The following is a 26945-nucleotide window of genomic DNA, read 5'->3' as shown; positions in this document are numbered from 1 at the left end:
CGCACTATTCTTCGCCACCGTCCGCCGCTTGCGTCCCGCGGCGCCAGTAGGCGGTGACCAGATGCCGGTCGCGCGGCACACCCCATTCCTTGCGGACGATCCTGCGGATCTCGCGGAAATCGCCGAACTCGCATCCGGCCCAGACATAGAGATTGTCGGCAAGCGCGGTGCGGTTCCACTGCCGCAGCACCGCCGGCAACAGGCTGGCCGTGCCGGCCTCGCGCCCATGCCGATAGAGCCAGGTGACGGCAACGGTCTCGCCCGCGGCCAGCGGCATCCGATCGTCGGGACCATCGACCTCGATGAACGCTTCGGCGCGGGTTGACGGCGAAAGCTGCTCCAGGATCCTGCCGATCGCCGGAAGCGCGGTGTCGTCGCCGAGCAGCAGCAGGTTTTGCGCCTCGGGCACGCCGCCGCCACCCGGTCCGATCATGCCGATGACCTCGCCGGCAACCGCCTTTTCGGCGAAAGCGGCCGCCGGCGTATCCATACCGGGGTGGAGGACGAAATCGACATCCAGCCAGCCGCTTGCGGCGTCCAGCGCCCGGATCGTGTAGACCCGCACGACGAGCGCGTCCTCGCCCGACGGCCAGACCATCAGGCCGTCGGCGCCCATCGACGGCCACACCGGCAGCCTGCCGCGCGGCGGCAGCAGCAGCCGCACATGCAGGCCGCCACGGCCAAAGCGGCCGAGATCGTTGCCGGTGAAGCGGACGCGCTGCATATGCGGAGAAATCCGCGTCGAGGACACCACGGTGATCTCGCGGAAGAACACCGGCGTGCCGGCATCGCTGCCGTCGCCCTGCCAGGCGATGCCCCTGGTCGTGCCGAGATGTTCCGAAAAATGGCCGGCGACCGCCATCTTCATGTAGGACAGGCAGGTTTCATCCTCGGCCGCGACGCGGATCAGCACGTTGTCGTCACCGAGCGTCGCTTTCAACGAGCCGTAGTGCGTGCGAAATTCCCAATGATCGGCAAGGCCGGTATCGATCTCGGATTCGCCGTGCTCGGCGCGCAGCCTGTCCATCACCGACCGGATGGCGGCACCGCTGATCCGGGTTTGCGCACTCAATTGCTCCATCGCTCAGCCTTTCGATGCCGTTTGAACCCGAGCGCGCCATACGGCGTCCTCGCCACGCCGGAATGCCACAGCCGGCCCGCTGTTTCCACTTAAAAGATGATAAGTATAGTCATGTTTTGAAATCAGGCTGAAGGGAAGTCCATTTGCAGGCCGCATCACCTAAGGTCGTGAACTCGTAAAGCGGGGCGTCGCCAGCGGCAGGGATCGAACCCGCACCTGAGCAAAGAGGCTCAGGATCACTGTGGTGATACGTTTACCAATTCCGTCACGCTGGCACCTGCCTCGTAGCGCAAATTTGCGCGGATTGCCATTCGAGGCTTCTCTTGTGGCGTCCGAGCCGATTCAGCGTCGGCATGAGCCGATACGACCTGCCCGACTTCGAGTGGCGCGTGATCGAGCCGCTCCTGCCCAACAAGCCGCCAGGCGTGCCGCGTGTGGATGACCGCCGCGTGCTGAACGACATCTTCTCAAGGCGACTGTGGCTGCGCTTATGAGTCTACGGCCTAATCCAGCCGGTGCATCAGATCGTCGTCCAACCAGCGGGCGAAGAAATAGACCAGTTGCTTGTGCCACCACGGCCAGTCGTGGGCGACATCGCCGCCCCAGTAGTCGACCCAGGCCGGAATCGACTTGTCACGCAGGATCTGTTCCAGCGCCTGCGTATCGGCCAGCATCCGTTCCTCCCAGGCACCCTGCCCGCAACAGAAGATCAGCCGCAGCGCCTTCAGCCTGACAAGCGGCCCCGGATCGACGATACCCGGCAGGTAGTCGAGCGGCGAGTTGAAGAAAATCTGTCCGTCGAGCGCGCTGCCGAAGAAATCGTGGGTCGAGTAAACCCCCGACAGCGCGATGACGCCGCTGGCCAGTTCCGGAAAGCGGAAGACGAAATTCGACGAATGGTAGCCGCCCATCGAGCAGCCGCAAAACAGCGGCTTCAGCGTACGCCCGCCATTGGCCTCGGCCGCGGCAGACAGGAGTTCCGGCAGCGCCTCCTCGCGCACATAGCGGAAATACGCTTCATGCCGGGCGATGCGATGGGCCGGCTCGGCATGGCGGTCGAAGAAGGATTCCGCATCGATGCCGTCCAGCGTGAACAACTGGATGCGACCGGTGTCGACGAACTCGGCGAGAGCCGAGACCGCGCCGGAATCCTCGAACTGGTAGAACCGCCCTTGCGAAGTCGGGAACACAACCACGGGTCGGCCGGCATGGCCGTAGCGCTTGTATTCCATGTCGCGGCCGAGGTTGCGGCCAAAACCCTTGTGGTAGGAAACGTCCATCGCCTCACGCCTTTTCCGCATGGATGTAGTCGACCGCCCGGCGCAGCGCCTTCGGGTCCGTGGAGCGCAGCTGATAGGCGTAGTTTCCCATGGCGCGGCTGAAAACCTCCTCAATGGCGTGATGATGGACGATCATGCCGCCATGGGCGGCCAGCACGTCGGCATGGCTGTGCACATAGTTGAGATGCCGCTTGCGGCTGGCATAGGCGGTGAAATACTTGCCCTTGTAAGGGCCGCCGGCGGCGTCCTTGACCACCATGTCGGCCCAGGCGGCATAGACATCGATATCGAAGGTGTAATTGATGGCATCGGTCATCCAGGCGCCAGGCGGCCGCATGTTGACCTCCAGCGCGATGACCCGGTCGTCCCTGGTTTCGAACAGCTCGATGTGGAAGAAGCGCTCGCGCACGTCGAACGCCTTGAGGATTTTCCTGCCGGCCTCCTCGACCGCCCGGCTGATCTCGGGAAAACAGACATAGCTCATATGGCGGTCGCGGTTGACCACCTCCATGACGCTCTGGTCGTAGCGGTGGCTGGCGGCCAGCACCACCTCGCCGTCGCGGTTGACCAGCCCGTCATAGGTCACCACCAGCCCTTCGATGAATTGCTCCATGATGAAGCTGACGCCTTCCGGCTTGTCCCTGAAGAAGCTGTCGAGTTCGCCGGCGTTGGAGATTTTGAAAGTGTTCGAGGCGCCGGAGCCGGAATCCGGCTTCACCACCACGGGATAGCCGACGCGGCGGATGAAGGTCATGGCGCCGGCGCGGTCGGAGCACTTGCGTTGCGGGATGGTTTCGACGCCGCTCTTGCGGAAGAACGCCCGCATGCGGCTCTTGCGTTTCAAATTCTTGACGAAGTCGAGCTTGGTACCGAAAATGTTGAAGTCGGTGCGGATATTTGCTTCCAGCTCCAGCCAATGCTCGTTGAGCGATTCGAACCGGTCGACGCGGCCCCATTTGTGGATGAAATGGCCGATCGCCCGGAATACCGGCTCGTACTCCTCCATGTCGTCGATGCGGTAATATTCCGAAAGGGCTGCCTTCAATTTGCCGTCCAGCGCATCGAACGGCGCGTCGCCAATGCCGAGCACGGTGGCGCCGGCCTTCTTCAGCCGGTCGCAGAAATCGGCGCCATTGGCTGGAAAATGCGGCGAGAAGAACACGAAGTTCATGGACGATCCCTCCCGGCGGCGAGCCATTGCACCCCCGCCGACAATCGACTCTGGCGCATTTGCCGGGCTCGGGGAAGAGCAACTGGATCAGGTGAGCGGCTGGGTCCGCGAAAGGTGACGCCAAAACCGTGAAATAAAAAACCCGCCTCAACGGCGGGTCCTCGGCGCCAGTCAGCACCATACCCAAATTAGTAGCATAGCTGCCGGCACAAAGCAAGAACAAAGTTGCTGTAATCAGGAAAAATCGCTTCATGTCGGCGCCGCGCCTTCATTGCAGCTTGGGTTCCTCGCCCCACGAAAATGGGGATAGGTGGCTCGGCGAAGCCGAGACGGAGAGGGGACTGCGCCCTACGAAGGCCCCCTCTCCGGCCGCGGAGCCTGTCCTCGGGCTTGCCGAAGGCAAGACCCGTGGGCGGCCATCTCCCCCCGTTTCGCGACGGCGAGGAACCCAGGTCTTGAGGCTGGATCGGTAGCTTCTGCGACAGCGAGGCTCCCACTTGCCTCGCTTTGCCCGCTCCTGTATGAAAACCGCCATGAGCCCGCGCGCCACCTCTTTTGCGTCCCGTCCGACCGGCATTGCCGGCCAGACCGTTCGCGCGCTCGCCTCCACCCTGCTGCTTCTCGGCCTTATCGGCGATCGCCGGGTTCGCTGAAGGAGCGCCCGGCGGTCGAATTCGCCGCTCACGCGCACGCTCCTTGGCCAGTCACAAATTGGCACGTCACATCAAGCGAACGAAATTCTGGTAAAGGCGCCGCTCGCCACCAATCCGCCTGAAGCTGGATCCGCGAGCCGCCGGGAGAAAAGACGATGAACGCACGAGAAGATATCCGTCTGAATGTAGAGGAAACCGCCAAGCCCGCGAGGGGCATGCCGGATGCTGCCCGGAAGTACCAGCCCTATCCGACCGTCGGTCTTGCCGATCGCACCTGGCCTTCGAAAGTGATCGACAAGGCGCCGATCTGGTGCTCGGTCGACCTGCGCGACGGCAACCAGGCGCTGATCGATCCGATGGGCCAGGAACGCAAGGCGCGCATGTTCGCCCTGCTGCTCGACATGGGCTTCAAGGAGATCGAGATCGGCTTCCCGTCGGCCTCGCAGACCGACTTCGATTTCGCCCGCTGGTGCATCGAACAAGGCAACGTGCCCGCCGACGTCTCGCTGCAGGTGCTGGTGCAGTGCCGGCCGGAACTGATCACCCGCACTTTCGAGGCGCTGAAGGGCGCCACCAATCCGATCGTCCATTTCTACAACTCGACCAGCGAGCTGCAGCGCCGCGTCGTCTTCGAGAAGGACGTCGCCGGCATCAAGCGCATCGCCACCGACGCGGCCAAGATGATCACCGACATGGCGGCCAAAGCCGGCGGCGGCTACCGTTTCGAATATTCGCCGGAGAGCTTTACCGGCACCGAGCTCGAAGTGGCGCTGGAGATCTGCAACGCCGTCACCGAGATCGTCAAGCCGACGGCGGAGAACAAGCTGATCATCAACCTGCCCTCCACGGTCGAGATGTCGACGCCCAACATCTATGCCGACCGCATCGAATGGATGTGCCGCAACCTCGACAACCGCGAGAACCTGTTGATCTCGCTGCATCCGCACAATGACCGCGGCACCGGCATCGCCACCACCGAACTCGGCCTGATGGCGGGCGCCGACCGCGTCGAAGGCACGCTGTTCGGCAATGGCGAGCGCACCGGCAATGTCGACATCGTGACGCTGGCGCTCAACATGTACACGCAAGGCGTCGATCCCGGGCTCGACTGCTCCGACATCAACCGCATGAAGGACGTCTACGAATACTCCAACCAGCTGAAGATCCCCGAGCGCCATCCCTATGTCGGCGAGCTCGTCTACACCGCCTTTTCCGGCTCGCACCAGGACGCCATCAACAAGGGCATGAAGGCGCTGCGCAAGGCCAACACGCCGCACTGGGAGGTGCCCTATCTGCCGATCGACCCGGCCGATGTCGGCCGCAGCTATGAAGCCATCATCCGCATCAACTCGCAGTCCGGTAAGGGCGGCATCGCCTATGTGCTGCATGCGGATTACGGCCTCAACCTGCCGCGCAACCTGCAGATCGAGTTCAGCCAGGCCATCCAGGCGATCACCGACGCCGAAGGCAAGGAGGTGCCGGTCAAGCGCATCTACGAGCGCTTTCTCGACACCTATGTCGACCAGCCCGGCGCGCGGCTGAAGTTCCTCGACCACCACACCTATCCCGACACCGAGGTCAAGGGCCGGCGCGTGATCGAAGCGGTGATCCTCGACAAAGGCAAGGAGGTGACCATATCAGGCACCGGCACCGGCCCGATCGACGGCTTCGTCGATGCGCTGTCGCGCCATGTCGGGGTGCCGATGTCGGTGCTCGATTATTCCGAGCATTCCATGCAGCGCGGCTCGAATGCCTCGGCCATTTCCTATGTCGAGATGGAACATCCGGGCGGCAAGCTGTTCGGCGCCGGCATCAACACCAACATCGTCGCCGCCTCGCTAGAAGCCGTGGTTTCGGCCGCCAACCGCATCGTCGGCCGAAAGCGCGGCTAGCCGAAACGGTCAGGCTTCCGCCATCGGCCCACCGGAATTTATCCGGTGGGTACGCTATCGCACCATAAGCAGATGCTTGTATGGCGGCGCCAGCGCGATATGATTGTACCTCAACCTGTGCCGAATTCGAAGGGATCGACACTTGCAGCATACCACGCCTGCCGCCCCCGCAGTGCGCGAAACGCTGGAGCGATTGCTTGCCAGCGAAACGTTCGGACGATCCGAGCGCGCGCGCAAGCTGCTCCGCTACCTGGTCGAGCGCGAGCAGGCAGGCGAAGCCGACAGGCTCAAGGGCTTCTCCATCGCGATGGACGTGTTCGGCAAGGACGGCGATTTCGATCCGTCGACCGATGCGGTGGTGCGGGTGCAGGCCGGCAGGCTGCGCGAGCTTCTGCAGCAGTATTTCGCCAATGAGGGCGTTGCCGAACCGGTCCGCATCGCCATTCCGCGCGGCGGCTATGTTCCGTCCTACGAACTCAACGCCATTCGCTTGCCGGCAGAGGCTGAGGCAGAGAGCAAGCCGCAGCCGGCGACAGAGGAGGCGACAAACGCCCCGCCCGGATCGCCGGAAGATGCCCGCAACCGGGCACATCCGGCTGCATTGCTGAGCGTTCCAGCCGTGGCCCCTGCTGCACCTTCGCTGCAGCGGCATTTGCAGTTCTTCTGGCTGGCGATCGCGCTGGTCATTCTCATGCTGGGTGTGCTGATCCTTCGCCAGGGCAGCGTGGTATTGCTGACCGGCGGCGACACGGCGGTCGAGACCGCGGTGGCGACCGGCAGCATAGCAGCGCCTCCGGTTGAAACCCTCCCCCAGGTCTACATCGCAATCAAGGCCGACAGCGACCTGGCTCGCCGTGTCGCCGCATCGCTGCGCGCCGGCCTCAGCGGCTTCGATACCATCAATTTCATCGGCCGTGATGCCGACAGCCCGCCCGATCCAGTAACCGACGCCGCCAGCTTCGTATTCGATGTCCTGCCCGGGCCGCGTAGCGGCGACATCATGCTCGAGCTGCAAAGCGTGGCGACCGGCCGCGTGCTGCTCTCACGCAACCTGACCGCCGGCGACAGCGCGAACACCGCCATCGAGGACCAGATCTCCGGCATTTTGAGCTCGGCTCTTCCCGCCTCGGGCACGATCTACAACTACATCGAGCAGAGCGGCATTCAGACCGGGCTAACGGCGTGTCTGGTGCTCAACGGCAAATATTATCTCGACCAGAACGCCCAGACGCACGAAGCCGCTTACCGCTGCCTCGAAGATCTTGCCAACCGGGAGGCGAAGTCGTCGCTCGTCTATTCGGAACTCGCGTCCTTGCATCTCGAAGCGGTCACCGACCACTATCCCTACCCCGCCGACGCGACGATCGACAAAGCCATGACGTTTGCCCATCGCGCCATCCAGATGGGCCCGACCAGCCCCTACGCGCACCGCGCCCTTGGTTATCTCAACTCGCGCATGGGCGATTCCGCGGAATCGATCCGCTGGATGCGCAAGGCCTATGAGCTCAATCCCTACGATCTCGCAATGGCCGCCGCCTATGGCTACGGGCTGGTTTTCGCCGGCAGGTACAGCGAGGGCACCCCGATCATCGCTCACGCGGTGGACATCGCCAGCGCCCATCCGACATGGTGGGATTACGGGCTGTTCGCCGGAGAGTTCATGATGGGCGACATGAACAAGGCCACGCTCGCCAGCGACGGCTTGCGAACGACGGAAATGAAATCGCATTATCTGGCGGCGCGGCTGATCGGCGCCAAGGCTGCCGGCCGCGAGAAGCTGGCGAGCAGGCTGCTGCAGGAACTGACCACCAAATTTCCGAAATTCGCAGCCGATCCGCGCACAACCTTCGTCGAGCGAAGATATCCCGCCGATCTGACCAACCGGCTGGTGGAAGCCCTGCGTGCCGCCGGGCTTGGCGGCGCCAGCTGACGTCTCCCGGCGCGTGCACGACGTCAGGTGATCGCGAAGATTTTACTGGCCATCCGGACGGCCAAAGCGCAATTCAGACACAATTTGAACCGGCCAATCTGATCCCACATAGGTCTGATCCCGCATAAGACTGATCTCCGCATAAGTCTGACCTCCCGCAAAGACTGATCCGCATAAGACCGCCCCGGCATCCTGACTGATCCCGGCACCAAGCCATAAAGTTTGCATGACCTCATCCCTTTACGCTGCCGAACGGGGCACCGGCCCGACAACGATTGCTTTCCTGCATGGTTTCGGTGGCTGCCACGACGACTGGCGCGATGTGGCCGAGTCTCTGGCGCCCGGCGCGCGGACCCTGGCCTATGATCTGCCGGGACATGGGCTGTCGCTCGATTTTCCGGGCGGCGGTCCGGCCAGGATCGCGGCCAGTGCCGTCCTTGCCGATCTTTCCGCTCGCGGGATAAAGCGGGCTCATCTCGTCGGTCATTCGATGGGCGGCGCCGTGGCCGCCCTGATGGCATTGAGCGAGCCGGAAAAGATGGCCTCGCTGACGCTGCTGTCGCCGGGCGGTTTTGGTCCTGAGATCAATGGTCCGCTGCTGCGTCGCTACGCCGCCGCTGCCGGCACGGATGAAATCCGCGCCTGTCTTGCCGCCATGTCGGGACCGCAAAGCCGGCCCTTGCAGCATAGGGTCGATCTCGTCAACGAGATGCGCCGGCGTCCCGGCCAGTCGCGGACACTTGTCGAGTTCGCAGCCGCCATGACCAGGGATAATCGGCAAGGCGTCATTCAGCGCGAACGGCTGGAAACGCTGAATATGCCGGTCATGGTGGTTTGGGGAACCGACGACGCGGTGCTGCCGGTCAGCCAGGCGGACGGCGTGCCGAAGCATTTTCATCTGCACCACGTGCTGGAAGCCGGCCATATGCTGGTCGAGGAAGCGCCCGGCCTGGTCGTCGAGGCCGTCCGTCGCAATATGCGACGCCGCAGCAGGCGGCTTCGTCGGGGATTCGCCGCTGCGGCGAGCTGATCGGTCTTCGCGCAGGCACGGCGGCGGCGCTGGTGCTGCTCCAGCGAACCCTTGCCCGCTCATCGATCTCGCAAGTGCAATTTGCCGGCGGCTGTGTTAATTCGGTGTTAACCAAACCCCGCGAGGCAACGCCGATGAAGGACGCAGGCGAGAACATCACCCAGATCGATCAGTCGCGAAAACTGTCCGATGCCATTCGCGACGTCAAGAACGCCTTCGCCGACCGCGACGACGTCGTCGTCGAGATGCGCGAAGCGCATCGCATGCGGCTCGATCTGCTTGCCGCCGAACTCGCGCCGGTCTTCGGCGACGTACCCACCGACATGGACAGTTTCGACTTCGCCGTCTCGTCCGGCCTGCAGCCACGGCTGTGGATCGACGCGATCAGCCATGTCGCCATGGGACGCGACCGCCGCACCTACCGCTTTCTCAAGGACACGCGCATCGGCCGCGTCGTGCTCGCCGAGTCGACCGAGATGAAGGTCGTTGCCGACCAGGTGACGCGCTATGTCGCCGAGCGCGTCGTCGAACGCCAGAGGATGATGGAAGGCGGCATCGAGCAAGCCGTCGCCGGCCTGAAACGCGCCCTGGTGGCGGAGGCTGAGCCGCCGCTGCATGTCGCTGGGCGCAGCAACGGCTGGTCGGCGTTCTTCTCGGGCCTCGGCCTGATCGCCGCCGGCGCCCTGGTCGGCCTGGCGATTTCGCTCGTGCTGTTCTGGGACCGCATCGTCGCGATGAAAATCAGCTTTTAAAGCATTTGCAGCCAAGGGATGTCACTTGGCGTCGCCGAGTGCGGCTGACGACCGGCGAGACGCTCCCATCTGAGTTCACCGCGCCCCGGCAAGCGTGGCCTCGGCCCCCACGCCAAGCTCCATTGTCTGCAGGTCGCTGGGCGGCAATGCCGGCCCGGTCAAGCCGCGGCGCGTCAGCCTGATCCGCCACTTGTCCTTTTCACCGTCGATGTCGAGCAGATTGTATTGCGCCGGCGCATGCGAACTGCCGGGCGCCTGCCCCGCGGCGGCGACCCCGACCACCGGAATTTTGGTCCTGCGGGCGCCGACGAAGAAGAGCGACGGCACATGCGAATGGCCGTGCAGCACAAGCTCGGCGCCGTGCCGGTGAAGAACCTTGTGGAAGCGCGAGATGCCGAACAGCCGCTTGTTCTGCGAAACGGCGCCGCGCACCGGCGGGTGGTGGATCATGATCACTCGGAACAGGCCCTGCTTGCCCGTGGCGTCGAGGATGCCGCGCAGCCTTTCCGCCTGGCCTTCCAGAAAGAAGCCGTTGGCCATGAAGGGAGCCGTGGCGCGCGCCGTCGAGACGCCGACCAACGCAACATTGCCGCGTACGCGCAAATAGGGAAAGGTGTTGCGGTCGACCGGCGTATTGACGCCGTCGCCGGTCATCCATGCTGCCCAGGACCGGCAGGTCTTGTCGAAGGCGCCCGGCACATAGGCATCATGGTTTCCCGGCACGACCGACACGTCATTGGGCGAGCCCAGCGTCTCCAGCCAGTGCTTGGCCATCTCGAGCTCACCGTCGAGCGCCAAATTGACCAGGTCACCGGTGATGGTGAGATGGTCCGGCCCGCTGGCCTTCATGTCGGCGACGATGGTGTCGATGACGGCATCGTGCATGTAGCGGCGGCGGTTGCGCTGCCAATTGACGTAACCGACCACGCGCTTGGAGGCGAGATCGCGATAGGTTACATCGGGAAGCGGCCCCAGATGGACATCGGAAATATGCGCGAGCCTGAACATCTTTTCTTCATAGGCGAGCCGCGCGCGGCTTTCCACTCACGGTTTCGCGGACGATGACGCCGGATCCGGAGCAAGCCCTGCGCCAGACCGGCTGGCCGGGCTTCAGGGCAAGGCTGTTTCACCTGTACTTCGTACTGCGGCGGCCGATGACGCTCGGCGTGCGCGGCTTGATCCACGACCGCCGCTCCAATTCCGTCTTCCTCATCCGCCACACCTATGTCCCGGGCTGGCACCTGCCCGGCGGTGGCGTCGAGTTGGGCGAGACGATGATCGAAGCGCTGACGCGCGAACTGTTCGAGGAAGGCAACATCGCGCTGACTGGACCGCCGGTGCTGAAATCCCTGCATTTCAACCACCGCGCCAGCCGGCGCGACCATGTCGGCCTCTATCTGGTCGAAGAGTTCGACCAGCCAAGCCCTAAGCTGCCCGACCGCGAGATCGCCGAAGCCGGCTTCTTCCGGTTCGACCGCTTGCCGGAGGGCACGACACCGGCGACGCTGCGGCGGATTGCCGAAGTTTTTGATGGCGCGGCGATATCGCCCTACTGGTAGATCACGCAGCCTTCCTGAAGCGCGCGCGGTCGTGCGGCGCGGAATAGTCGAGCTCTGGCCCGACCGGCACGATGCGCGTCGGGTTGATCGTCTCGTGGCTGCCGTAATAATGCAACTTGATGTGGTGCAAATTCACCGTGCCGGCGACGCCCGGCACCTGGTAGAGGTCGCGCAGGTAATTCGAAAGGTTCGGATAGTCGCCGATGCGGCGCAGATTGCACTTGAAATGGCCGACATAGACCGGGTCGAAGCGGGCCAGTGTCGTAAACAGCCGCCAGTCCGCCTCGGTGATGCGGCCGCCGACGAGATAGCGCTGCTTTGACAGACGGTCCTCCAGCATGTCGAGCGCCGAGAACAATTCGCCGAACGCCTCCTCGTAGGCTGCCTGCGTGGTGGCGAAGCCGGCACGGTAGACGCCGTTGTTGACCGCGGGATAGACCAGCGCATTGACCGCATCGATCTCGCCGCGCAACGGTTGCGGATAAAAATCGAGCTTGGCATCGCCCCATTCGTCGAAGGCCGAATTGAGCATGCGGATGATCTCGGAGGATTCGTTGGAAACGATGGTCTGCTCGCGTTTGTCCCACAGCACGGGAACGGTGACCCGGCCCGAATAGCCGGGATCGGCCCTGGTGTAGATCTGGTGCAGGAAATCGAGGCCGTAGAGCGTGTCGCCGGTGGCGCCGTCCTCGGCCAGGAACGTCCAGCCGTCGTCGCCCATGAAATGATGGACGACCGAGACGGAAATCACGTCCTCGAGTTTTTTGAGCACGCGAAAGATCAACGTCCGATGCGCCCACGGGCAGGCGAGCGAGACATAGAGGTGGTAGCGGCCGGGCTCGGCCTTGAAGCCGCGTTTTCGCCCTTCGGCCGGCGCGCCGTCGCGGGTCACCCAGTCGCGCCACTGCGACTGCGCGCGCACGAATTTGCCGCCGCTCTCCCCGCTATCGTACCGGCGGTCCTGCCATTGGCCTTCGACTAGCAATCCCATGCAATATCCTTTCGCGTTCCTACCCGATGTAGGGCACCAAGCGGCGCCGCGGAAATCCCCGATGCTGAACAGATCGTCAACGGCTGCGTCGTCGAGTGCGGTCGGCTGCGCCGGCCGATTGCGGCGGCTGAAAATTGGTGCTAGCGGACATCCGCATGTTCGACTTTGCCATGATCCGGTTCGACCGACGACGAAAGAGCGCCCGCGCTTGATGAAGCGCTGACTGGCGAACGCTGCCGCTTGCAGCAAACCTTTCCTCGCATACCGGAACGCAAAGACCATGAGCCTTGCCGACTTGAAATACCTGGCCGACGTGAAATACCTGCCGGAAACTCCGGCGCACGATCCTGAAATCGAAGCCATCAATGACGAGGCCTTCGGGCCAGGTCGTTTCGTGCTCGCCGCCTACAGGATCCGCCAAGCTGGCCCGCACGAACGCGCTTTGTCATTCGTGGCCGTCGACGGCGCAACCGTCGTCGCCTCGGTACGGATGACGCGCATCGCCGCCGGTGCCGGCCGCGCGCTGATGCTCGGGCCGCTCGCCGTGCAGCCGGCCTTCAAAAATCTCGGCATCGGCCGCAAGCTAGTGGCAATCGCGCTGGAAGCCGCCGCCAAGGCCGGCGCACCGGCGGTGATGCTGGTCGGCGACGAACCCTATTACGGACCGCTCGGCTTCAAGAGGCTGCCGCGCGGGCAGATCTCGATGCCACGTCCGGTCGATCCCGACCGGCTTTTGGGGCACGAGATCGTGCCGGGCGCGGTGGCAAGGCTGGCGGGCGAGGTTTGCCACGCCGACCAGGCAAGGATTGCCGCGCACATCGCCGCCATGGCATGACCGTGCCGGTGCTGTCGCATGGTGGCTTGGCGGCGTAGGCTGGGCACGGAGGAGGACGTCGAGATGAACCCGAACGGCCAGATTGCGATCGTCACCGGCGGCGGCTCCGGCCTTGGCGAGGCGACGGCGCGCGCTCTTGCCGCCGGCGGCGCCAGGGTTGCCGTCCTCGATCTCGGCATCGAGCGTGCGGCCAAGGTGGCGGCTGACATCGGCGGCATCGCCGTCCGATGCGATGTGAGCGACGCCGAGAGTGGTGCCGCCGCAGTCGCGGAAGCGGCAGAGACGCTCGGCGCACCGCGCATCCTGGTCAATTGCGCCGGCATCGTTGTCGGCATGAAGACGATCGGCAAGGACGGACCGCATCCGCTCGATCAATACCGCAAGGTGATCGAGGTCAATCTGGTCGGCACCTTCAATATGATTCGCTTGGTTGCCGACCGGATCGCCAGGCTCGAGCCGCTGCAGGGCGGCGAGCGCGGCGTCATCGTCAACACCGCGTCGGTCGCGGCCTATGACGGCCAGATCGGTCAGGCCGCCTATTCCGCCTCCAAGGCCGGTGTCGTCGGTATGACGCTGCCGGTGGCGCGCGATCTCGCCCGCTCCGGCATTCGCGTCTGCACCATCGCCCCCGGCATCTTCAGGACGCCGATGATGGCCGGCATGCCGCAGGAGGTGCAGGATTCGCTCGGCGCCGCTGTGCCCTTCCCTTCCCGTTTGGGCGAGCCTTCGGAATACGCGGCACTTGCCTTGCACATCATCGAGAACCAGATGCTCAACGGCGAGACCATTCGCCTCGACGGCGCCATCCGCATGGCGCCGAAATAAATGCGACGGTGATGCCTTGGACGAACCCAGGAAAGACGTGATCCGCGCGACCGATACCGAGGCGATCAGGCTGGCAAAGACGCTGATCCGCAGCGCCCGTTTCGGCGCGTTGGCAGTGCTCGAACCAGGAACCGGTTCGCCGCTGGCCAGCCGGGTCGGCGTCGCCACAGACATCGACGGCACGCCATTGATCCTGGTATCGATGCTGTCCGCCCATACCGGCGCCATCCTTGCCGACCCGCGCTGCTCGTTGCTCGTCGGCGAACCCGGCAAGGGCGATCCGCTGGCGCATCCGCGATTGACGCTCGTCTGCCGCGCCGTGCGGCTCGAACGCGGATCGAACGAACACGCCCGCGCCGAGCGGCGCTACCTCAACCGCAACCCCAAGGCAAAACTCTATGCCGGGCTCGGCGACTTCTCGATCTTCCGGCTCGAACCGGAGCGCGCCAGCCTGAACGGCGGCTTCGGCAAGGCCTATCTGCTCGACCGCACCGATCTGGTCGCGACGGGAGCGATCGTCGAAGAGCTTGCCGCCGGGGAGCAATCGGCGGTCGACCACATGAACGCCGACCATCTCGATGCGATTGCCCTCTACGCAAGTCATTTCGGCGGGGCCGAGAGTGACGGCTGGATCGTCACCGGGTTCGACGCCGACGGGATGGATCTCATATCGGGCGACAATGTCTGTCGGGTTTTCTTCCCCGAGCCGCTGAGAGCGGCGCGCGACCTCAGGCCTGTCCTGGTCGACATGGCCAAGGCTGCCCGATCGGCAAATTAATCACAGCCGCGCGGTTAATCGGCTTGCATGGAAAGCAAGCCTTGAGATTTGAGCGAAATGTTCTACCTTTGCGAGTGACGCTGAATCGCTGGCGTGCATCTATAGGGAAAGTCTATGGAATCCGACGCTATTGCCCCCATAGCGGCGGATGAGCAAGAAGGCATGGGGGATCTATGGTCTCGAACAAACTAGTCGCCAACGCCGGAACCGCGGCTGCGTTTCTGACGCTGATGGGCAACGAAAAACGTTTGTTGATCATGAGCTATCTGGCCGAGGGCGAGATGTCGGTCGGCGCCATAGCCGAGAAGGTGTCGCTCAGCCAATCCGCCCTGTCACAGCATCTGGCCAAGCTGAGGGCTTCCGACCTTGTCGAGACCCGCCGCGACCGGCAAATGATCTATTATTCCTGCAAGTCCGCGGCGGTGCGCGAATTGCTGCACATGCTGGACGGCATTTTCGGCGAAGGTGAACTGTCGCAGATGGCTCACCGGCTGCGTCGCGCCGGGACCTGAGCGGCCGGAGCGGAGAACGCCCCGCGAAATCCGCTTTGCTGCCAAGTCCGCCTTGCTGCCAAGTCCGCTTTGCTGCCAAGTCAGGCTTGCTATTGAACGCGCTCGTCCGCGGCCTGCGCAATCTCGTCCTTGAACTCGACATTCGTGCCCGGCTGCACCATGGAGGCAAGGTCTTCGGCATCCCAATTGGTCAACCGGATGCAGCCATGCGAAAAGGTCGTGCCGATCTTGCCCGGTTCGGGTGCGCCGTGGATGCCGTAGCTTTCGATGGAGAGATCGATCCAGACTGATCCCACGGGATTGTTCGGCCCGGCAGCGATGGTGAAGGGCTGCTTGGTCTTGACCCCCTTGAAAGCGAAGTCCGGATCGTAGTGATAGGTAGGGTTGTGCACCACGCGCCTGACCTCCGCCATGCCGCTTGGCGCCGGCTTCTCCTCGCTCCCAATCGAGGCGGGGTAGACCGCCAGCCATTTGCCGGCACGGTCGAGCACACGCACCAAGCGGGCGCCCTTGTCGACCTCGACGGCGGCAACGCCGGCGGGAGGGTCGCCCCTGCTGACATCAGGCACAACCAACGTCCTGCCTGGTTTCCTGAGGCTGGTGCCCGGATTGAGCATTCGCAGCAATTGTTCGCTGACGTGGAAGCGCTCAGCCAACCTCTCCACCGCATTGCGGTAGCCGAGCCGCCGCAAGCGGGCCATCCTCTCCAAGCGGGCGGGAATACGCCGGGTGAACGGTCCACGCACATCCTTGCGCATCACCTCATAGGTCACCAGCACCGGCTTGGCGGAGGTTGCGATGAGTTTGCTCCAGGTCTGTGGATCGAGCTTGCCATCGGGCGGAAGTCCGTTTGCCGCCTGAAACGCGGCGACGGCTTTGGCGAAGTTCTGGGAAAGGCGGCCGTCGATGAGGCCCGGCGAGAAGCGGGCGCGATCCAGAAGGATCTGTGCCTTCAGCAGCATCGGATCGACGCCCTTCGGTTCGCCGATGGTGAATTGGACCTGATTGACGGTGGCTGGATCGAGCTTGGCCGCGCGAGCCACGCCGCATGCGAGGGCAAGCGTGGCGGCAAAGACGAGGAGGAGCCTGATCATCGATGTCCTCCCAAGACCGCAGCAGGAGCCCGCCTCTATGACGCGGCATGGCCCTGTGTGGTTCCTTCGCCCATCGAAATTCTGCATTGAAGCGGCTTGGCCGAAGAGCCGTGCCGCGGAAATCAAATATCGCCGTGCCGCCAGGAGGGCCAGGCAGGGCGTCTCCGCCCGGCGCCTGGTGATTGGATTTGACCGTTAGAACGGCGTGCATCCATTTGGACGCTGAGATACGGTCAGAGCTTCGGATCCGGCATCATGCCTTCCGAATCCGAATCCCGATTCGCGGCCGACGCCAGGGTCCGCCGAGGAAGCCATGAATCCGATCCGCATAGACGACCCGCAGGATCCTCGCGTCGCCGCCTATCTCGACATCCGGGAACGCGATCTTGCCGGCCGGCAGGGCCGTTTCGTCGCCGAAGGCAAGGTGGTGCTCGACACGCTGCTTGCCGCCCGTCGCTTCGAGGCAGAATCGGTGCTGGTGCTCGAGAACCGGCTGGCCGGCCTCGATGACGTCCTGCGCAAAGCGCCTGCCCGGCTTCCGATCTATGTCGCTTCCGGCGAAGTCGTGGACAGGATTGCCGGATTCCACATGCATCGCGGCATATTGGCGATCGGCCGCAAGGGCGCGGCCGTCTCCGCTGAAGCTTTGCTCGGCGCACTGCCCGCCCGCGCGCTGATCGTGGTGCTGGTCGGCATCGCCAATCATGACAATATGGGATCGATCTTCCGCAATGCCGCCGCCTTTGGCGCGGATGCCGTGCTTCTCGATCCGACCTGCTGCGATCCGCTGTACCGCAAGGCAATCCGCGTCTCGGTGGGCGCGGCCTTGAAAGTCCCCTTCGCCTGCTTTGCCGATACCGCCGGCTGCACCGCAATGCTCGACCGGCAAGGCTTCAGCCAATTCGCCTTGTCGCCGCGCGGGCAGATCGATATTCGCGATGCCAAGAGAAACGGCCGGCTGGCGCTCTATCTCGGCACCGAGGGCGAAGGCCTGCCAGAAAGCCTGCTTGCCCGCCTGCAGACGCTGCGGATCGGTATGGCGCAGGGTTTCGACAGCCTGAACGTCGCCGCCGCGTCAGCCATCGCACTGCATTATTTTTCCGGAGCTTAATTTAGAGCCGGGGCGTCCCGCTCGCGCTTGCGGAATCTCAGTCGGTCGAAGCGGCCTTCTGCAGCGCCCGCACCCGATCGGCAAGGCTGCGTCCGCCGCTCCCCGGCCGCGTATTCTCAGGCGCTGCAAGCGCCCGGGCGATCGGTGAATCCGGCCCGTCGAGCTTTGCCGTCAAGGCCACGACTTGCGCCGCCAGATCGTTCATCTCTTCACGCAATGCCGCGCTGGCGCTGCCGGTATCGTCTCCGGTCCGCGATTTCGACGTTTCGACGGCAGCAAGATCTGTCTTCAGCCGCCTGTTCTCGCGTGTCAGCGACGTCAGCCTGGCCTCCAGCCGCTCGCGGTCGGCGTCGAGCTTGGCGGTTGTCTTTTCGATGTCGCCGTTGGCGGCCACATTGACCTGACTGCCTGGCACGCCGGCAAGACCCACCGCAGGCGTCCTTTCAGCGCCTTTCGGCTTTTCGCGAAGGCGCACCAGTTCCTTCTCGCGGCGCTCCAGCCTGTCCTCGCGATCGGCCAGCGAGGCGAGCAGGCGTTCGACTTTCTTTTCGAGGTCGCCGGTTCTTTTCTTTTCGGCCTTCAGCGCGTCCCGCAAAACCTTGCTCTCGGCTGCCAATTCCTGGCTGCGCCTGTCCGCCTCCTTGCGCTGGCCGCGCAGCAGCGAAATGTCGCTTGCCAACTTCTGCAACTCGGATTCGCGCGCCACCAGCTCGATCTGCCGGCTGCTGGATGAAAAACTGGCGTCGTCATACATGTGCTCCAGTTTCCGCAGTTCGAGCCCGCGCTTTTCGAGCGCGCGCTCGGTCTCCGCAAGCCGTTCCGACAGCTGCTGCAGCTGCTCATCGCGCTTGCGAAGCTCCTCGCCCCTGGCTGTAAGATCGGCGACGACCCGGTTCTTGTCCTGTCGCTCGGCCGCCAATTCCTTCAGGGCTTCGCGGTCGCGGCCGATCTCGACCAGCTGTTCGGCGGCCTTCTCGCGCAATGATTTGACGGTCATTTCAAGCCGGCGCACCGAAACGGCGAACTCGGCGCGAATGCGATCCTTGTCCGCCTGGATCTCGGCCAGCGTCAACGGCATCGAGCCCTCGACGCGCTTGCGCGTCAGCGCCACCGCCCGCCGCCACACGGCCGGAGCAATCATCAGCGCCAGAAAGCCCGCGCAGAGAAAGCCGAGGACAAAGAACAGGATCGACTGGACCAAGATGACTATCCGTTGTGCATGGCAATCGCCAAAGGTCGACTTTGCCATCTTCGCATGACGGAAATCCGGCGCCACGGCAAGAGTATGCCGCGGCAAAGCTCAGACCGTGGGATCACAGGTCCAATCGCAGTGGCGCCATCATGCAGGTCAGAACGGATTCCAGGTCGCGCGCTGGGTGAGCTTGAGGTAGCCGAGATTGACGCCGAGACGGGCGCCGACGCCGGTACGGATCGGCACGAGCAGCACATTGTTGTTCTTCAGCACGTTGAAACCGACGCCGGCGATGACATAGGCGGAGCCGGCGACGCCGCCAAAACGATTATAGAGGCTGCTCACATCGTCGAGATTGTAGACCAGCATCATGACGCGCGAGCCCTCGCCGCCGAAATCCCAGCCGAGCGACGGGCCTTGCCAGAACACTTTGTGGTCGCCGGCATTCTTGGTGTAGAGCGTGCCTTCGCCATAGGTCAGGCCACCGATCAGCGCCCCGGACCCCTCTTCGCCGAGCAGATAGCCGTTCGGCAGGCCATAGGTGGCGAAAATCTTCTCGACGACGGTGGCGAGCCCGCCCGACGTCGCGCCGAAGAATTTATGACCGGAATCGACGATCTCCTGCGCGGTGTATTCCTGCGCCCGCGCGGCCGATGCCGAAAAAGCGACAAGGCCGATGAGCGCGATCGTCATTGAGATGACACGGAAAAAAGTCCGGTCGTAGAATCGGGAAACCATGCTTCCAATCTCCGTCAGGGAGCACTTTCGCCGACGCCTCGCACCCGTACGGCTCTTTGGCGGCCGTTAAGGATGACTGTTAGGGGCAAACTATGCCGTAATCCTTTTTCAACCATTAAACTCCCACATGAAGATGGCGGTTCGAAGGCTGTTTTCATATCGCCCGCGCAGCACCTTGCTGCGTGAACACGCCATTTTCGACAATCATGATTTCGGATTTGTTGCTGCACGCACAAGCGCTGTGTATTCAGAATGCTTGGGAGAGAGCGTGATTCGTGTGGACAGGCGTGATCATGATCGCCCGGTCATTGTGTTGTGAAATTTGCAGGGATTTTTGCCGATGGCCGAGCTTTTCACTCTTTCCGCACCCGATCTGGCAGCGCTGCTGTGCAGCCGGGTCTGCCACGACATCATTTCGCCGGTCGGCGCCATAAACAACGGGCTTGAGCTGCTCGACGAAGGCGGCGCCGACGAAGACGCCATGAAGCTGATCCGCCAAAGCGCCAAAAACGCCTCCGCCCGCCTGCAATTCGCCCGCATCGCCTTCGGCGCCGCCGGTTCCGCCGGCATGCTGATCGACACCGGGGACGCCGAGGCCGTGGCCATCGCCTTCCTGAAGAACGAGAAGCCGGAACTGATCTGGAACGGAACCCGCGCACTGTTGCCCAAGAACAAGGTCAAGCTGCTGCTCAATCTCATCCTCGTCGCTAACGCCGCCATTCCGCGCGGCGGCAGGCTGGTGGTCACGCTGGAGAACCTCGAGACCGAGCCGCGCTTTGCGCTCGCGGCGAGCGGCCCGATGCTGCGCGTGCCGCCCAAATTCCTGGAATTGCATTCCGGCCACAGGCCGGAAGAGCCGATCGACGCGCATTCGGTGCAGCCCTATTACACGCTGCTCCTGGCCCGCGAAGCCAACATGACGATTTCGATCCATGCGACCGCCGACGAGATCGTCCTTTCTGCAGTCTGAAGTTCTGCTAAGAGCCGCGAAAGTATTTTCTCCAAATCATATTTGCGGCGTCGTCTTAACATCTGTGAGACCGGCTTGCAGATTAATTGCGTGAAGCATTTCGAAAGAAGATTTCACTTAAAACACCTTCAGGAAAATTTTACCTAACGGCTTTTCGGCTTCTTTACCAGATCGGCCTATGTTCCCCGGCAGATGCCACGACGCTGTCGGTTTGCCGCATGGCAAAGAGGGTCCGGGAATGAAACGCTGCATGTTCGTCGACAATTCGAGCGTCATCAGGAAGGTTGCAAGGCGTATCCTGGGCGGTTCCGGCATGATGGTGATCGAAGCCGCCAGCGGCCATGAGGCGATCGAGATGTGCGCGGTCGACATGCCTGATATCATCGTCGTCGACGGCGCCTTGCCGGACATGCAGGCGCAGGACCTCATCCGCCGCGTGCGCGCCATGGAAAGCCCGGTAGCGCCGCAGGTTTTGATTTCGCTGGTCGAGGTCGACGTCGGGGCGATCATGCGGGCAAAGCGCGCCGGCGCCCAGGGCTACCTGCTGAAGCCGTTCAACCGGCCGCAACTGCTCGAGTGCTTCCGCGCCTTGAAGATTGCCGCCTGATCAGAGCCTGTTCAATCTCGATGAAATCGGGATGAGCTCTATCTTATTGTTTTACTGCGTTGTTTTCCGAAAAACGGCGCCCACTTTGGGATCATGCCCTCAGTTCAGGCGCTGACCCGGATATCTTCAGGCTCACGCAGCACATAGCCGCGGCCCCAGACGGTCTCGATGTAATTCTGCCCGCCAGACGCGGCGTCGAGCTTCTTGCGCAGCTTGCAGATGAAGACGTCGATGATCTTCAGCTCCGGCTCATCCATGCCGCCATAGAGATGGTTGAGGAACATTTCCTTGGTCAGCGTGGTGCCCTTGCGCAGCGAGAGCAGTTCCAGCATCTGATATTCCTTGCCGGTCAGATGGACGCGCTGGCCACCGACTTCAACGGTCTTGGCGTCGAGATTGACCACCAGGTCGCCGGTGGTGATGACCGACTGGGCATGGCCCTTGGAACGCCGCACGATGGCATGGATGCGGGCGACCAGTTCGTCCTTGTGGAAGGGCTTGGTCATGTAATCGTCGGCGCCGAAGCCGAGGCCGCGCACCTTGTCCTCGATGCCGGCCATGCCGGAGAGGATGAGGATCGGCGTCTTCACCTTGGAAAGGCGGAGTGTTCTCAACACTTCGTAGCCCGACATGTCGGGGAGATTGAGGTCGAGGAGAATGATGTCGTAATCATAAAGCTTGCCTAGATCGACACCCTCTTCACCAAGGTCGGTCGTATAGACATTGAAACTTTCTGATTTCAGCATCAGCTCGATGCTTTGTGCGGTTGCACTGTCGTCTTCTATCAGCAGAACGCGCATTTCATTCCCCTTTTCTGCTGCCGGACCATTTCACGACCCGTCCAGGACCGGAGCAGTGATTGCCCTGAGCAGAGGCTGCCATCGAATGGTTAATAAAACCTAATTCCCCGTCCGTGACGGTATCAGATTTTTTAACCCCTTTCTACACCTTGTTGAATCCAATAACGAATCACAGACCCAACCGTTAATGCGGCACATTAATAAGCCAGACTAAGTGACTCTTCGGACTCGTTGGCCAGGTTTCGCGACGAGAAGCAGAATTTTTACCCGCCCTTAAGTCCTGAGCCGTATGATTAACAATGCCCGTAAACGAATGGTTACCGCCGGCAAAAAACTTTAGGAGTTTGTTTCCCATAGTTCGGGGAAAGCCGGTGGAAACGGGTCAAGCCTGGGCCTTGCCGGGTGAATTGGACGATATGTGCAGGTGTGCGTTTCCGGGAGTACCGAATCATGAAGTCACGTGAAAACCTCGTTCGGCTGAAGCAATTTCAGGTGAGCGAGAAGCGGCGGCAACTGCTGCAGCTCGACATGATGATCGCCGAATTCGAGCGCATGGCCGTCGAGCTGGAACTTCAGATCGCCGCCGAAGAGAAGAAGGCCGGCATCACCGACATCAATCATTTTGCTTATCCGACCTTCGCCAAGGCGGCACGCCTGCGCCGCGACAACCTTAGAAATTCGCAAAGCGACCTCGCCCAGCAGCGAAATGTCGCCGAATCATTGTTGAGCGAAGCCGAAGCGGAGCTTTCCAAGGCCGAGATGCTGGAATCGCGCGACACCAAGGCGCGCGACACGGAAGCCGGCGGCCGCAGCGCCATGATCGGCTGAAAACAAGACTTTAACGCGCGTCGCGCTTGCGCGCTATTGCTGCGCACCGAACTGTGCCCGCCTCAGGCATCCAGATCTTCTTGCTGTTCCGCCGCCCGTGCGCGCGCATTTTTGATGTCGGGCACATGCTGCTCCGACCAGGCTCTGATCTGATTGAGCAGTCCTGCCAGGTTCTGGCCAAGTTCGGTCAGCTCGTATTCGACCCGCGGCGGAATGACCGGGAAGATTTCGCGCCGCACAAGGCCGTCGCGTTCGAGGATACGCAGCGTCTGCGCCAGCATTTTCGGCGTGATGCCTTCGAGCTTGCGCGCCAATTCGCCGTTGCGGAGCCGGCCGCGGCGCAGCGCACAGATCACCAGGTAGACCCATTTGCTGGCGAGCGTCTCGAGCACGGCGTGTGACGGGCACGACCGCCGAAAGGCGTCATAGCCGAAAGGGGAAACATCTTCACTATCCATGAGGTGCGTATATATCAAAAAGGTACATACTAGACAAGAGAATGTAACTATCCAAATGATAGTGGTACATCAAAACCAGCAGGAGAGCCTTCCATGCGTGCCATTATCCAGAATTCCTTCGGCGGACCCGACGTCCTCGTCATTGCCGATCGCCCCGCGCCATCACCCGAGGCCGGCGAAGTGCTCGTCCGCATCGAGGCGGCCGGCATCAATCCGGTCGATGGTGCGGTGCGCGGCGGCCACTATCCGCTGCTCGGCGAGCCGCCTTTTGTCCTTGGCTGGGACGTTTCGGGAGTTGTCGAGGCGCTGGGCTCCGGCGTCTCCGGCCTCAAGGTCGGCGATGCCGTGTTCGGCATGACGCGCTTTCCCAAACAGGCGGCAGCCTACGCCGAACTCGCCGCTGTCCCGGCTGATGAGCTTGCGCCGAAACCTGAAGGCATAGATCACGCGCAAGCCGCCGCGCTGCCGCTGGCCGGCCTGACGGCCTGGCAAGGCCTTGTCCGCCATGGCCGGCTCGATTCTGGCAAGCGCGTGCTGATCCACGCCGGAGCCGGCGGCGTCGGCCATCTGGCGGTGCAGATCGCCAAGGCGCACGACGCTCACGTCGTCGCGACCGCCAGCCCGGAAAAGCTCGATTTCGTCCGCTCGCTCGGCGCCGACGAGGTGATCGACTACACAAGGGATGATTTCACCGGGAAGGCCCGCGACATCGATCTGGTTCTGGACCCGTTCGGCGGCGTGCATGCGGAGCAATCACTGAAAGTGCTCACGGCCGGCGGCGTTCTGGTGTCGCTGCTCGATGTCAGCGATGCCACCAAGGCAAAGGCCAGGACGCGAGGCATCCGCGTCGAGCGCATGTCCGTAGTGCCCGACCGTGCCGCTCTGGTGGAGCTCGGCAAATTGATCGACGCGAAAAAGCTGGCCGTCCACGTGGCAAAGGCGTTTCCGCTCGAACAGGCCGGTGCCGCCCATGCCTTTCTCGCCACCAGGCCGATCGGCAAGGTGGTGCTGACGGTCTGAAATTGCAGATCGTCGCCCCTCGCAAACGTAAGGGCGCTGATCAGCGCCCTTATCGGCCTAATGCCGGTATTGCTGGATGCGCGTGGTGCGCAGGCCGGCAAGGCCGTATTCGTCGATCGACGCTTGCCAGGACAGGAATTCCTCGGTGGTGAGCTTGTAGCGCTGGCATGCCTCTTCGAGGCTCAAAAGCCCGCCACGCACCGCCGCCACCACTTCCGCCTTGCGCCGGATAACCCAGCGACGTGTGTTTGTCGGCGGCAGATCGGCGATGGTAAGTGGGCTGCCGTCTGGCCCGATAACATATTTGACTCGCGGTCTAATTAGATCGGTCATCGTACTCTCTACAAAAAACTCAAAGACCCAATCCCCACCACATTACCGCCACAGCTTTAAAATTTGCCTAAGCAGACCCTAATGGTTAGGTAAGGATCATGAACGCGGCGTTAGCCTTTTCATCGGCATTTGAAACATCTGCCGGCAAGCGCATTGAACCCGGCAGGAAAAATGAGCCGGTCCGGCAAAGCTGGCGCAGCCGAGACGCTTGACCTATATTCCGGCCATTGGCATTGAAGCGCCGCGCAGAACGAAAGAACCATGAACAGCCTCGATCTTCCCGGACGCCCCGAAAACACCCGCGTCGTCGTCGCCATGTCGGGCGGTGTCGATTCGTCGGTCGTTGCCGGCCTCCTGAAGCGCGAGGGCTACGACGTCGTCGGCGTCACGCTGCAGCTTTATGACCACGGCGCGGCGACGCACCGGGCCGGCTCATGCTGCGCCGGCCAGGACATCGACGATGCCCGCCGCGTCTCCGAGACGCTCGGCATCCCGCATTACGTCCTCGATTACGAGGAGCGCTTCCGCAAGGCGGTGATCGACCCGTTCGCCGAGAGCTATGTCGCCGGCGAAACGCCGATCCCTTGCGTTTCCTGCAATCAGACGGTGAAATTCGCCGACCTTCTTGCGACCGCCAAGGAACTCGGCGCCGACGCGCTGGCGACCGGCCACTACATCCGTTCCGGCGCCAATGGCGCCCACCGCGCGCTTTACCGGCCGGTCGACGCCGACCGCGACCAGAGCTACTTCCTGTTCGCCACCACCCAGGCGCAGATCGACTATCTGCGTTTTCCGCTCGGCGGCCTGTCGAAGCCTGAGGTTCGCGCCATCGCCGAGGAGATGGGACTGACGGTTGCGGCCAAGCAGGACAGCCAGGACATCTGCTTCGTGCCGCAGGGCAAATATTCCGACATCATCGCCAAGCTGAAGCCGGCTGCCGCCAATCCGGGCGACATCGTCCATATAGACGGGCGCGTGCTTGGCCGCCACGAGGGCATTTTGCGCTACACCGTCGGTCAGCGCCGCGGCATCGGCATCGCCTCGGGCGAGCCGCTCTACGTCGTTCATCTCGACGCCGACCGGGCCCGCGTCGTCGTCGGCCCGCGCGAGGCGCTGGAGACCCACAAGATCTTCTTGCGCAACATGAACTGGCTGGGCGATGGCCCGCTGACCGCTATCCCGGCGGCCGGGCTTGAGCTTTTCGCCAAGGTGCGCTCGACGCGGCCGCCGCGCCCGGCCGTGCTGCATCACCGCGCCGGTGTCACTTCGGTGGAACTGGTCGACGGCGAATCCGGCATCGCGCCCGGTCAGGCTTGCGTGCTCTATTCCGACGATGGCAACGAGGCGCGCGTGTTCGGCGGCGGCTTCATCGAGCGCTCCGAGCGCGGCGCCGAGGCCGAGGCGATGCTGACGCGGCTTGCCGTCCAGCCGGCGCGGGTTCCCGCCGAATAGACGGCGTTTTCTTTTAGGGCCTTGTATGGGCGGGCCTTGTATGGGCGACGGTGCCGGCGGTCAGGATGCGCAGCACGCGGATGGCCTCCTCGCCGCTGGTGCGCGGTTCGGCCCGCGTCTCGATGCAGTGGATGAAATGCTCCAGCTCGCGCGTCAGCGGCATGCCCTCACCGACCGCGACATAGGACGGCTCGTTGGCGGTGAACGCCCATTGGCCGCTGTCCTGCCACACCGCGTGGCGATAGACGGCAAGCTTGCGCTCCCACGGCTCGACATCGTCGAACACCGCCATCGCCTTGGTGCCGACAACGGTCAGCCGCCGTTCGCGGTAAGGGTTGAGCCGCGAGGCGAACAGATGGCCGCGCAGGCCGTTGGGAAAGCGCATGTGCAGATGCGCAAAGTCGCTGAGATTGTCGAGAAGAGCAGCGCCTTCGCCGCGCACTTCGACCGGTTCGGTGCCGGTGATGGCCAGGATCATCGACAGATCGTGCGGCGCCAGATCCCATAGCGCGTCGTTTTCGGTGTGGAACTTGCCGAGGCCGAGCCGATGCGAATGGATGTAGCGGACTTCGCCGAGTTCGCCATTGTCGATCAGCGCCTTCAGCGTCTCGAAGGCGGGATGAAAGCGCAGCACGTGGCCGACCATGAAGACACGGCCATTATCGGCGGCCGCCTGCACCGAGCGTTCGGCATCGGCCACCGTCAGCGCGATCGGCTTCTCCACCAGCACGTCCTTGCCGCCGAGCACGGCGCGCACCGCCATGTCGGCATGGAACTGCGGCGGCAGCGCCATGACAATGGCGTCGACATCGTCGCGGGCAAACAGCGCCTCCGGCTCTATCGCCAGGCAATCCTGCTCGCTGGCAAAACCCTCCGCACGCGCGGGGTTGACGTCCGAAACCGCATGCAGCGCGCCGAGCGCCTTTAGGGTGCGGATGTGGTTGCTGCCCCAGTATCCGCAACCGAGGACTGCAATGCGCGGTTTCATCAATTCATGACCATGGCTTTCGTGGCCGAGACATAGCGACGTGCCTCGCTGAACTCAACCCCGGC

General features: G+C 63.1%; 27 protein-coding genes, 1 tRNA gene and 1 pseudogene. 16 read left to right on the top strand and 13 right to left on the bottom strand.

Going from position 1 to position 26945, the window contains the following annotated elements; all coding sequences use genetic code 11:
• Positions 1–4: 4 nt before the first annotated feature.
• Both NKI25_RS10830 and NKI25_RS10825 read right to left on the bottom strand, forming a co-directional pair.
• Positions 5–1081: a siderophore-interacting protein gene (locus NKI25_RS10830; RefSeq protein WP_352998431.1), complete on the bottom strand. Its 1077-nt coding sequence runs from the start codon at positions 1079–1081 to the stop codon at positions 5–7.
• Between the two features lie 189 nt (positions 1082–1270).
• Positions 1271–1356, bottom strand: a tRNA-OTHER gene (locus tag NKI25_RS10825).
• A gap of 78 nt (positions 1357–1434) precedes the next feature.
• On the opposite strand from NKI25_RS10825, the pseudogene NKI25_RS10820 reads away from it, so the two are divergent.
• A pseudogene (locus NKI25_RS10820) lies at positions 1435–1554 on the top strand (IS5/IS1182 family transposase); the annotation flags it as partial.
• A 30-nt stretch (positions 1555–1584) separates the two neighbouring features.
• Here NKI25_RS10820 and NKI25_RS10815 read toward each other — a convergent pair.
• Entirely contained in the window at positions 1585–2361 is a 777-nt protein-coding gene (locus NKI25_RS10815; protein WP_352998430.1) for an esterase family protein, read from the bottom strand.
• Positions 2362–2365: 4 nt separating this feature from the next.
• Positions 2366–3532 carry an ATP-grasp domain-containing protein gene (locus tag NKI25_RS10810; protein WP_352998429.1) on the bottom strand — a complete coding sequence of 389 codons (1167 nt, stop codon included), beginning with the start codon at positions 3530–3532 and terminating at the stop codon, positions 2366–2368.
• A gap of 808 nt (positions 3533–4340) precedes the next feature.
• Between NKI25_RS10810 and leuA the strand changes: the two genes are divergently transcribed.
• The 4 genes from leuA to NKI25_RS10790 all read left to right on the top strand — a co-directional run bounded on the left by leuA (position 4341) and on the right by NKI25_RS10790 (position 9789).
• Positions 4341–6077, top strand: a complete 1737-nt coding sequence (gene leuA / locus NKI25_RS10805) for a 2-isopropylmalate synthase (RefSeq protein ID WP_352690562.1) — start codon at positions 4341–4343, stop codon at positions 6075–6077.
• Positions 6078–6219: 142 nt separating this feature from the next.
• Complete coding sequence (locus tag NKI25_RS10800; protein WP_352998428.1) at positions 6220–8007, top strand: tetratricopeptide repeat protein; 1788 nt, start codon at positions 6220–6222, stop codon at positions 8005–8007.
• A gap of 226 nt (positions 8008–8233) precedes the next feature.
• Positions 8234–9037 carry an alpha/beta fold hydrolase gene (locus tag NKI25_RS10795; RefSeq protein ID WP_352998427.1) on the top strand — a complete coding sequence of 268 codons (804 nt, stop codon included), beginning with the start codon at positions 8234–8236 and terminating at the stop codon, positions 9035–9037.
• Between the two features lie 134 nt (positions 9038–9171).
• Positions 9172–9789 (top strand): hypothetical protein, encoded by a 618-nt coding sequence (locus NKI25_RS10790; RefSeq protein ID WP_352998426.1) that lies wholly within the window; start codon positions 9172–9174, stop codon positions 9787–9789.
• Positions 9790–9864: 75 nt separating this feature from the next.
• On the opposite strand, the gene NKI25_RS10785 is transcribed toward NKI25_RS10790, so the two are convergent.
• The gene (locus NKI25_RS10785) at positions 9865–10797 is read right to left on the bottom strand and encodes a metallophosphoesterase family protein (protein ID WP_352998479.1); all 933 of its coding nucleotides are present in this window, start codon (positions 10795–10797) and stop codon (positions 9865–9867) included.
• Between the two features lie 53 nt (positions 10798–10850).
• On the opposite strand from NKI25_RS10785, the gene NKI25_RS10780 reads away from it, so the two are divergent.
• Positions 10851–11348, top strand: a complete 498-nt coding sequence (locus tag NKI25_RS10780; protein ID WP_352998425.1) for an NUDIX domain-containing protein — start codon at positions 10851–10853, stop codon at positions 11346–11348.
• Between the two features lies 1 nt (position 11349).
• On the opposite strand, the gene NKI25_RS10775 is transcribed toward NKI25_RS10780, so the two are convergent.
• Positions 11350–12339, bottom strand: coding sequence for a glutathione S-transferase family protein (locus NKI25_RS10775; protein ID WP_352998424.1), 990 nt, complete (start codon positions 12337–12339; stop codon positions 11350–11352).
• A 280-nt stretch (positions 12340–12619) separates the two neighbouring features.
• On the opposite strand from NKI25_RS10775, the gene NKI25_RS10770 reads away from it, so the two are divergent.
• The 4 genes from NKI25_RS10770 to NKI25_RS10755 all read left to right on the top strand — a co-directional run bounded on the left by NKI25_RS10770 (position 12620) and on the right by NKI25_RS10755 (position 15289).
• Positions 12620–13174: a GNAT family N-acetyltransferase gene (locus NKI25_RS10770; protein ID WP_352998423.1), complete on the top strand. Its 555-nt coding sequence runs from the start codon at positions 12620–12622 to the stop codon at positions 13172–13174.
• 63 nt (positions 13175–13237) lie between these two features.
• Entirely contained in the window at positions 13238–13999 is a 762-nt protein-coding gene (locus NKI25_RS10765) for a 3-hydroxyacyl-CoA dehydrogenase (protein WP_352837240.1), read from the top strand.
• A gap of 16 nt (positions 14000–14015) precedes the next feature.
• On the top strand, positions 14016–14777 hold the full coding sequence (locus tag NKI25_RS10760; protein WP_352998422.1) for a HugZ family pyridoxamine 5'-phosphate oxidase: 762 nt from the start codon (positions 14016–14018) through the stop codon (positions 14775–14777).
• A gap of 173 nt (positions 14778–14950) precedes the next feature.
• Positions 14951–15289 (top strand): ArsR/SmtB family transcription factor, encoded by a 339-nt coding sequence (locus tag NKI25_RS10755; protein WP_023679553.1) that lies wholly within the window; start codon positions 14951–14953, stop codon positions 15287–15289.
• An 89-nt stretch (positions 15290–15378) separates the two neighbouring features.
• Here the strand turns inward: NKI25_RS10755 and NKI25_RS10750 are convergent, their stop codons facing one another.
• Positions 15379–16383 (bottom strand): L,D-transpeptidase family protein, encoded by a 1005-nt coding sequence (locus tag NKI25_RS10750; RefSeq protein WP_352998421.1) that lies wholly within the window; start codon positions 16381–16383, stop codon positions 15379–15381.
• A 313-nt stretch (positions 16384–16696) separates the two neighbouring features.
• Here NKI25_RS10750 and NKI25_RS10745 point away from each other — a divergent pair, with 313 nt between their 5' ends.
• Positions 16697–17494 carry a TrmH family RNA methyltransferase gene (locus tag NKI25_RS10745; RefSeq protein ID WP_352998420.1) on the top strand — a complete coding sequence of 266 codons (798 nt, stop codon included), beginning with the start codon at positions 16697–16699 and terminating at the stop codon, positions 17492–17494.
• Between the two features lie 37 nt (positions 17495–17531).
• On the opposite strand, the gene NKI25_RS10740 is transcribed toward NKI25_RS10745, so the two are convergent.
• On the bottom strand, positions 17532–18695 hold the full coding sequence (locus NKI25_RS10740) for a coiled-coil domain-containing protein (RefSeq protein ID WP_352998419.1): 1164 nt from the start codon (positions 18693–18695) through the stop codon (positions 17532–17534).
• A 147-nt stretch (positions 18696–18842) separates the two neighbouring features.
• Positions 18843–19424: a DUF1134 domain-containing protein gene (locus NKI25_RS10735; RefSeq protein ID WP_352664551.1), complete on the bottom strand. Its 582-nt coding sequence runs from the start codon at positions 19422–19424 to the stop codon at positions 18843–18845.
• Positions 19425–19764: 340 nt separating this feature from the next.
• On the opposite strand from NKI25_RS10735, the gene chpT reads away from it, so the two are divergent.
• Together chpT and NKI25_RS10725 are read left to right on the top strand one after the other, a co-directional pair.
• Entirely contained in the window at positions 19765–20394 is a 630-nt protein-coding gene (gene chpT / locus NKI25_RS10730; protein ID WP_023679558.1) for a histidine phosphotransferase ChpT, read from the top strand.
• A gap of 238 nt (positions 20395–20632) precedes the next feature.
• Complete coding sequence (locus NKI25_RS10725; protein ID WP_352586705.1) at positions 20633–21001, top strand: response regulator; 369 nt, start codon at positions 20633–20635, stop codon at positions 20999–21001.
• Between the two features lie 104 nt (positions 21002–21105).
• Here the strand turns inward: NKI25_RS10725 and ctrA are convergent, their stop codons facing one another.
• On the bottom strand, positions 21106–21801 hold the full coding sequence (gene ctrA / locus NKI25_RS10720) for a response regulator transcription factor CtrA (protein ID WP_006203583.1): 696 nt from the start codon (positions 21799–21801) through the stop codon (positions 21106–21108).
• A gap of 450 nt (positions 21802–22251) precedes the next feature.
• Between ctrA and NKI25_RS10715 the strand changes: the two genes are divergently transcribed.
• A complete protein-coding gene (locus NKI25_RS10715; RefSeq protein WP_023719275.1) occupies positions 22252–22629 on the top strand; it encodes a flagellar export protein FliJ in 378 nt (125 codons plus the stop codon).
• 62 nt (positions 22630–22691) lie between these two features.
• On the opposite strand, the gene NKI25_RS10710 is transcribed toward NKI25_RS10715, so the two are convergent.
• Positions 22692–23087 (bottom strand): winged helix-turn-helix transcriptional regulator, encoded by a 396-nt coding sequence (locus NKI25_RS10710; RefSeq protein WP_352568054.1) that lies wholly within the window; start codon positions 23085–23087, stop codon positions 22692–22694.
• Between the two features lie 93 nt (positions 23088–23180).
• Between NKI25_RS10710 and NKI25_RS10705 the strand changes: the two genes are divergently transcribed.
• Complete coding sequence (locus NKI25_RS10705) at positions 23181–24107, top strand: NADP-dependent oxidoreductase (protein WP_352568055.1); 927 nt, start codon at positions 23181–23183, stop codon at positions 24105–24107.
• A 57-nt stretch (positions 24108–24164) separates the two neighbouring features.
• Here the strand turns inward: NKI25_RS10705 and sciP are convergent, their stop codons facing one another.
• Complete coding sequence (gene sciP / locus NKI25_RS10700; protein ID WP_023679563.1) at positions 24165–24440, bottom strand: CtrA inhibitor SciP; 276 nt, start codon at positions 24438–24440, stop codon at positions 24165–24167.
• 261 nt (positions 24441–24701) lie between these two features.
• Here sciP and mnmA point away from each other — a divergent pair, with 261 nt between their 5' ends.
• Positions 24702–25892, top strand: coding sequence for a tRNA 2-thiouridine(34) synthase MnmA (mnmA, locus tag NKI25_RS10695; protein ID WP_023679564.1), 1191 nt, complete (start codon positions 24702–24704; stop codon positions 25890–25892).
• Between the two features lie 13 nt (positions 25893–25905).
• On the opposite strand, the gene NKI25_RS10690 is transcribed toward mnmA, so the two are convergent.
• Positions 25906–26880 carry a Gfo/Idh/MocA family protein gene (locus NKI25_RS10690; protein WP_352452922.1) on the bottom strand — a complete coding sequence of 325 codons (975 nt, stop codon included), beginning with the start codon at positions 26878–26880 and terminating at the stop codon, positions 25906–25908.
• Between the last annotated feature and the right edge of the window lie 65 nt (positions 26881–26945).

The organism is Mesorhizobium sp. M0808 (assembly GCF_040320025.1).
Taxonomy (GTDB): domain Bacteria; phylum Pseudomonadota; class Alphaproteobacteria; order Rhizobiales; family Rhizobiaceae; genus Mesorhizobium.
Note: the sequence above shows the minus strand (reverse complement) of the source record. Positions and strands in the feature narration are given on the sequence as shown.

Excerpts from the sequence above, each read along its gene's own strand:
- NKI25_RS10830 (WP_352998431.1), bottom strand. The coding sequence starts at position 1,081 with ATGGAGCAATTGAGTGCGCAAACCCGGATCAGCGGTGCCGCCATCCGG.
- NKI25_RS10815 (WP_352998430.1), bottom strand. The coding sequence starts at position 2,361 with ATGGACGTTTCCTACCACAAGGGTTTTGGCCGCAACCTCGGCCGCGAC.
- NKI25_RS10810 (WP_352998429.1), bottom strand. The coding sequence starts at position 3,532 with ATGAACTTCGTGTTCTTCTCGCCGCATTTTCCAGCCAATGGCGCCGAT.
- leuA (WP_352690562.1), top strand. The coding sequence starts at position 4,341 with ATGAACGCACGAGAAGATATCCGTCTGAATGTAGAGGAAACCGCCAAG.
- NKI25_RS10795 (WP_352998427.1), top strand. The coding sequence starts at position 8,234 with ATGACCTCATCCCTTTACGCTGCCGAACGGGGCACCGGCCCGACAACG.
- NKI25_RS10790 (WP_352998426.1), top strand. The coding sequence starts at position 9,172 with ATGAAGGACGCAGGCGAGAACATCACCCAGATCGATCAGTCGCGAAAA.
- NKI25_RS10785 (WP_352998479.1), bottom strand. The coding sequence starts at position 10,797 with ATGTTCAGGCTCGCGCATATTTCCGATGTCCATCTGGGGCCGCTTCCC.
- NKI25_RS10780 (WP_352998425.1), top strand. The coding sequence starts at position 10,851 with ATGACGCCGGATCCGGAGCAAGCCCTGCGCCAGACCGGCTGGCCGGGC.
- NKI25_RS10775 (WP_352998424.1), bottom strand. The coding sequence starts at position 12,339 with ATGGGATTGCTAGTCGAAGGCCAATGGCAGGACCGCCGGTACGATAGC.
- NKI25_RS10770 (WP_352998423.1), top strand. The coding sequence starts at position 12,620 with ATGAGCCTTGCCGACTTGAAATACCTGGCCGACGTGAAATACCTGCCG.
- NKI25_RS10765 (WP_352837240.1), top strand. The coding sequence starts at position 13,238 with ATGAACCCGAACGGCCAGATTGCGATCGTCACCGGCGGCGGCTCCGGC.
- NKI25_RS10755 (WP_023679553.1), top strand. The coding sequence starts at position 14,951 with ATGGTCTCGAACAAACTAGTCGCCAACGCCGGAACCGCGGCTGCGTTT.
- NKI25_RS10750 (WP_352998421.1), bottom strand. The coding sequence starts at position 16,383 with ATGATCAGGCTCCTCCTCGTCTTTGCCGCCACGCTTGCCCTCGCATGC.
- NKI25_RS10745 (WP_352998420.1), top strand. The coding sequence starts at position 16,697 with ATGAATCCGATCCGCATAGACGACCCGCAGGATCCTCGCGTCGCCGCC.
- NKI25_RS10735 (WP_352664551.1), bottom strand. The coding sequence starts at position 19,424 with ATGGTTTCCCGATTCTACGACCGGACTTTTTTCCGTGTCATCTCAATG.
- chpT (WP_023679558.1), top strand. The coding sequence starts at position 19,765 with ATGGCCGAGCTTTTCACTCTTTCCGCACCCGATCTGGCAGCGCTGCTG.
- NKI25_RS10725 (WP_352586705.1), top strand. The coding sequence starts at position 20,633 with ATGAAACGCTGCATGTTCGTCGACAATTCGAGCGTCATCAGGAAGGTT.
- ctrA (WP_006203583.1), bottom strand. The coding sequence starts at position 21,801 with ATGCGCGTTCTGCTGATAGAAGACGACAGTGCAACCGCACAAAGCATC.
- NKI25_RS10715 (WP_023719275.1), top strand. The coding sequence starts at position 22,252 with ATGAAGTCACGTGAAAACCTCGTTCGGCTGAAGCAATTTCAGGTGAGC.
- NKI25_RS10710 (WP_352568054.1), bottom strand. The coding sequence starts at position 23,087 with ATGGATAGTGAAGATGTTTCCCCTTTCGGCTATGACGCCTTTCGGCGG.
- NKI25_RS10705 (WP_352568055.1), top strand. The coding sequence starts at position 23,181 with ATGCGTGCCATTATCCAGAATTCCTTCGGCGGACCCGACGTCCTCGTC.
- sciP (WP_023679563.1), bottom strand. The coding sequence starts at position 24,440 with ATGACCGATCTAATTAGACCGCGAGTCAAATATGTTATCGGGCCAGAC.
- mnmA (WP_023679564.1), top strand. The coding sequence starts at position 24,702 with ATGAACAGCCTCGATCTTCCCGGACGCCCCGAAAACACCCGCGTCGTC.
- NKI25_RS10690 (WP_352452922.1), bottom strand. The coding sequence starts at position 26,880 with ATGAAACCGCGCATTGCAGTCCTCGGTTGCGGATACTGGGGCAGCAAC.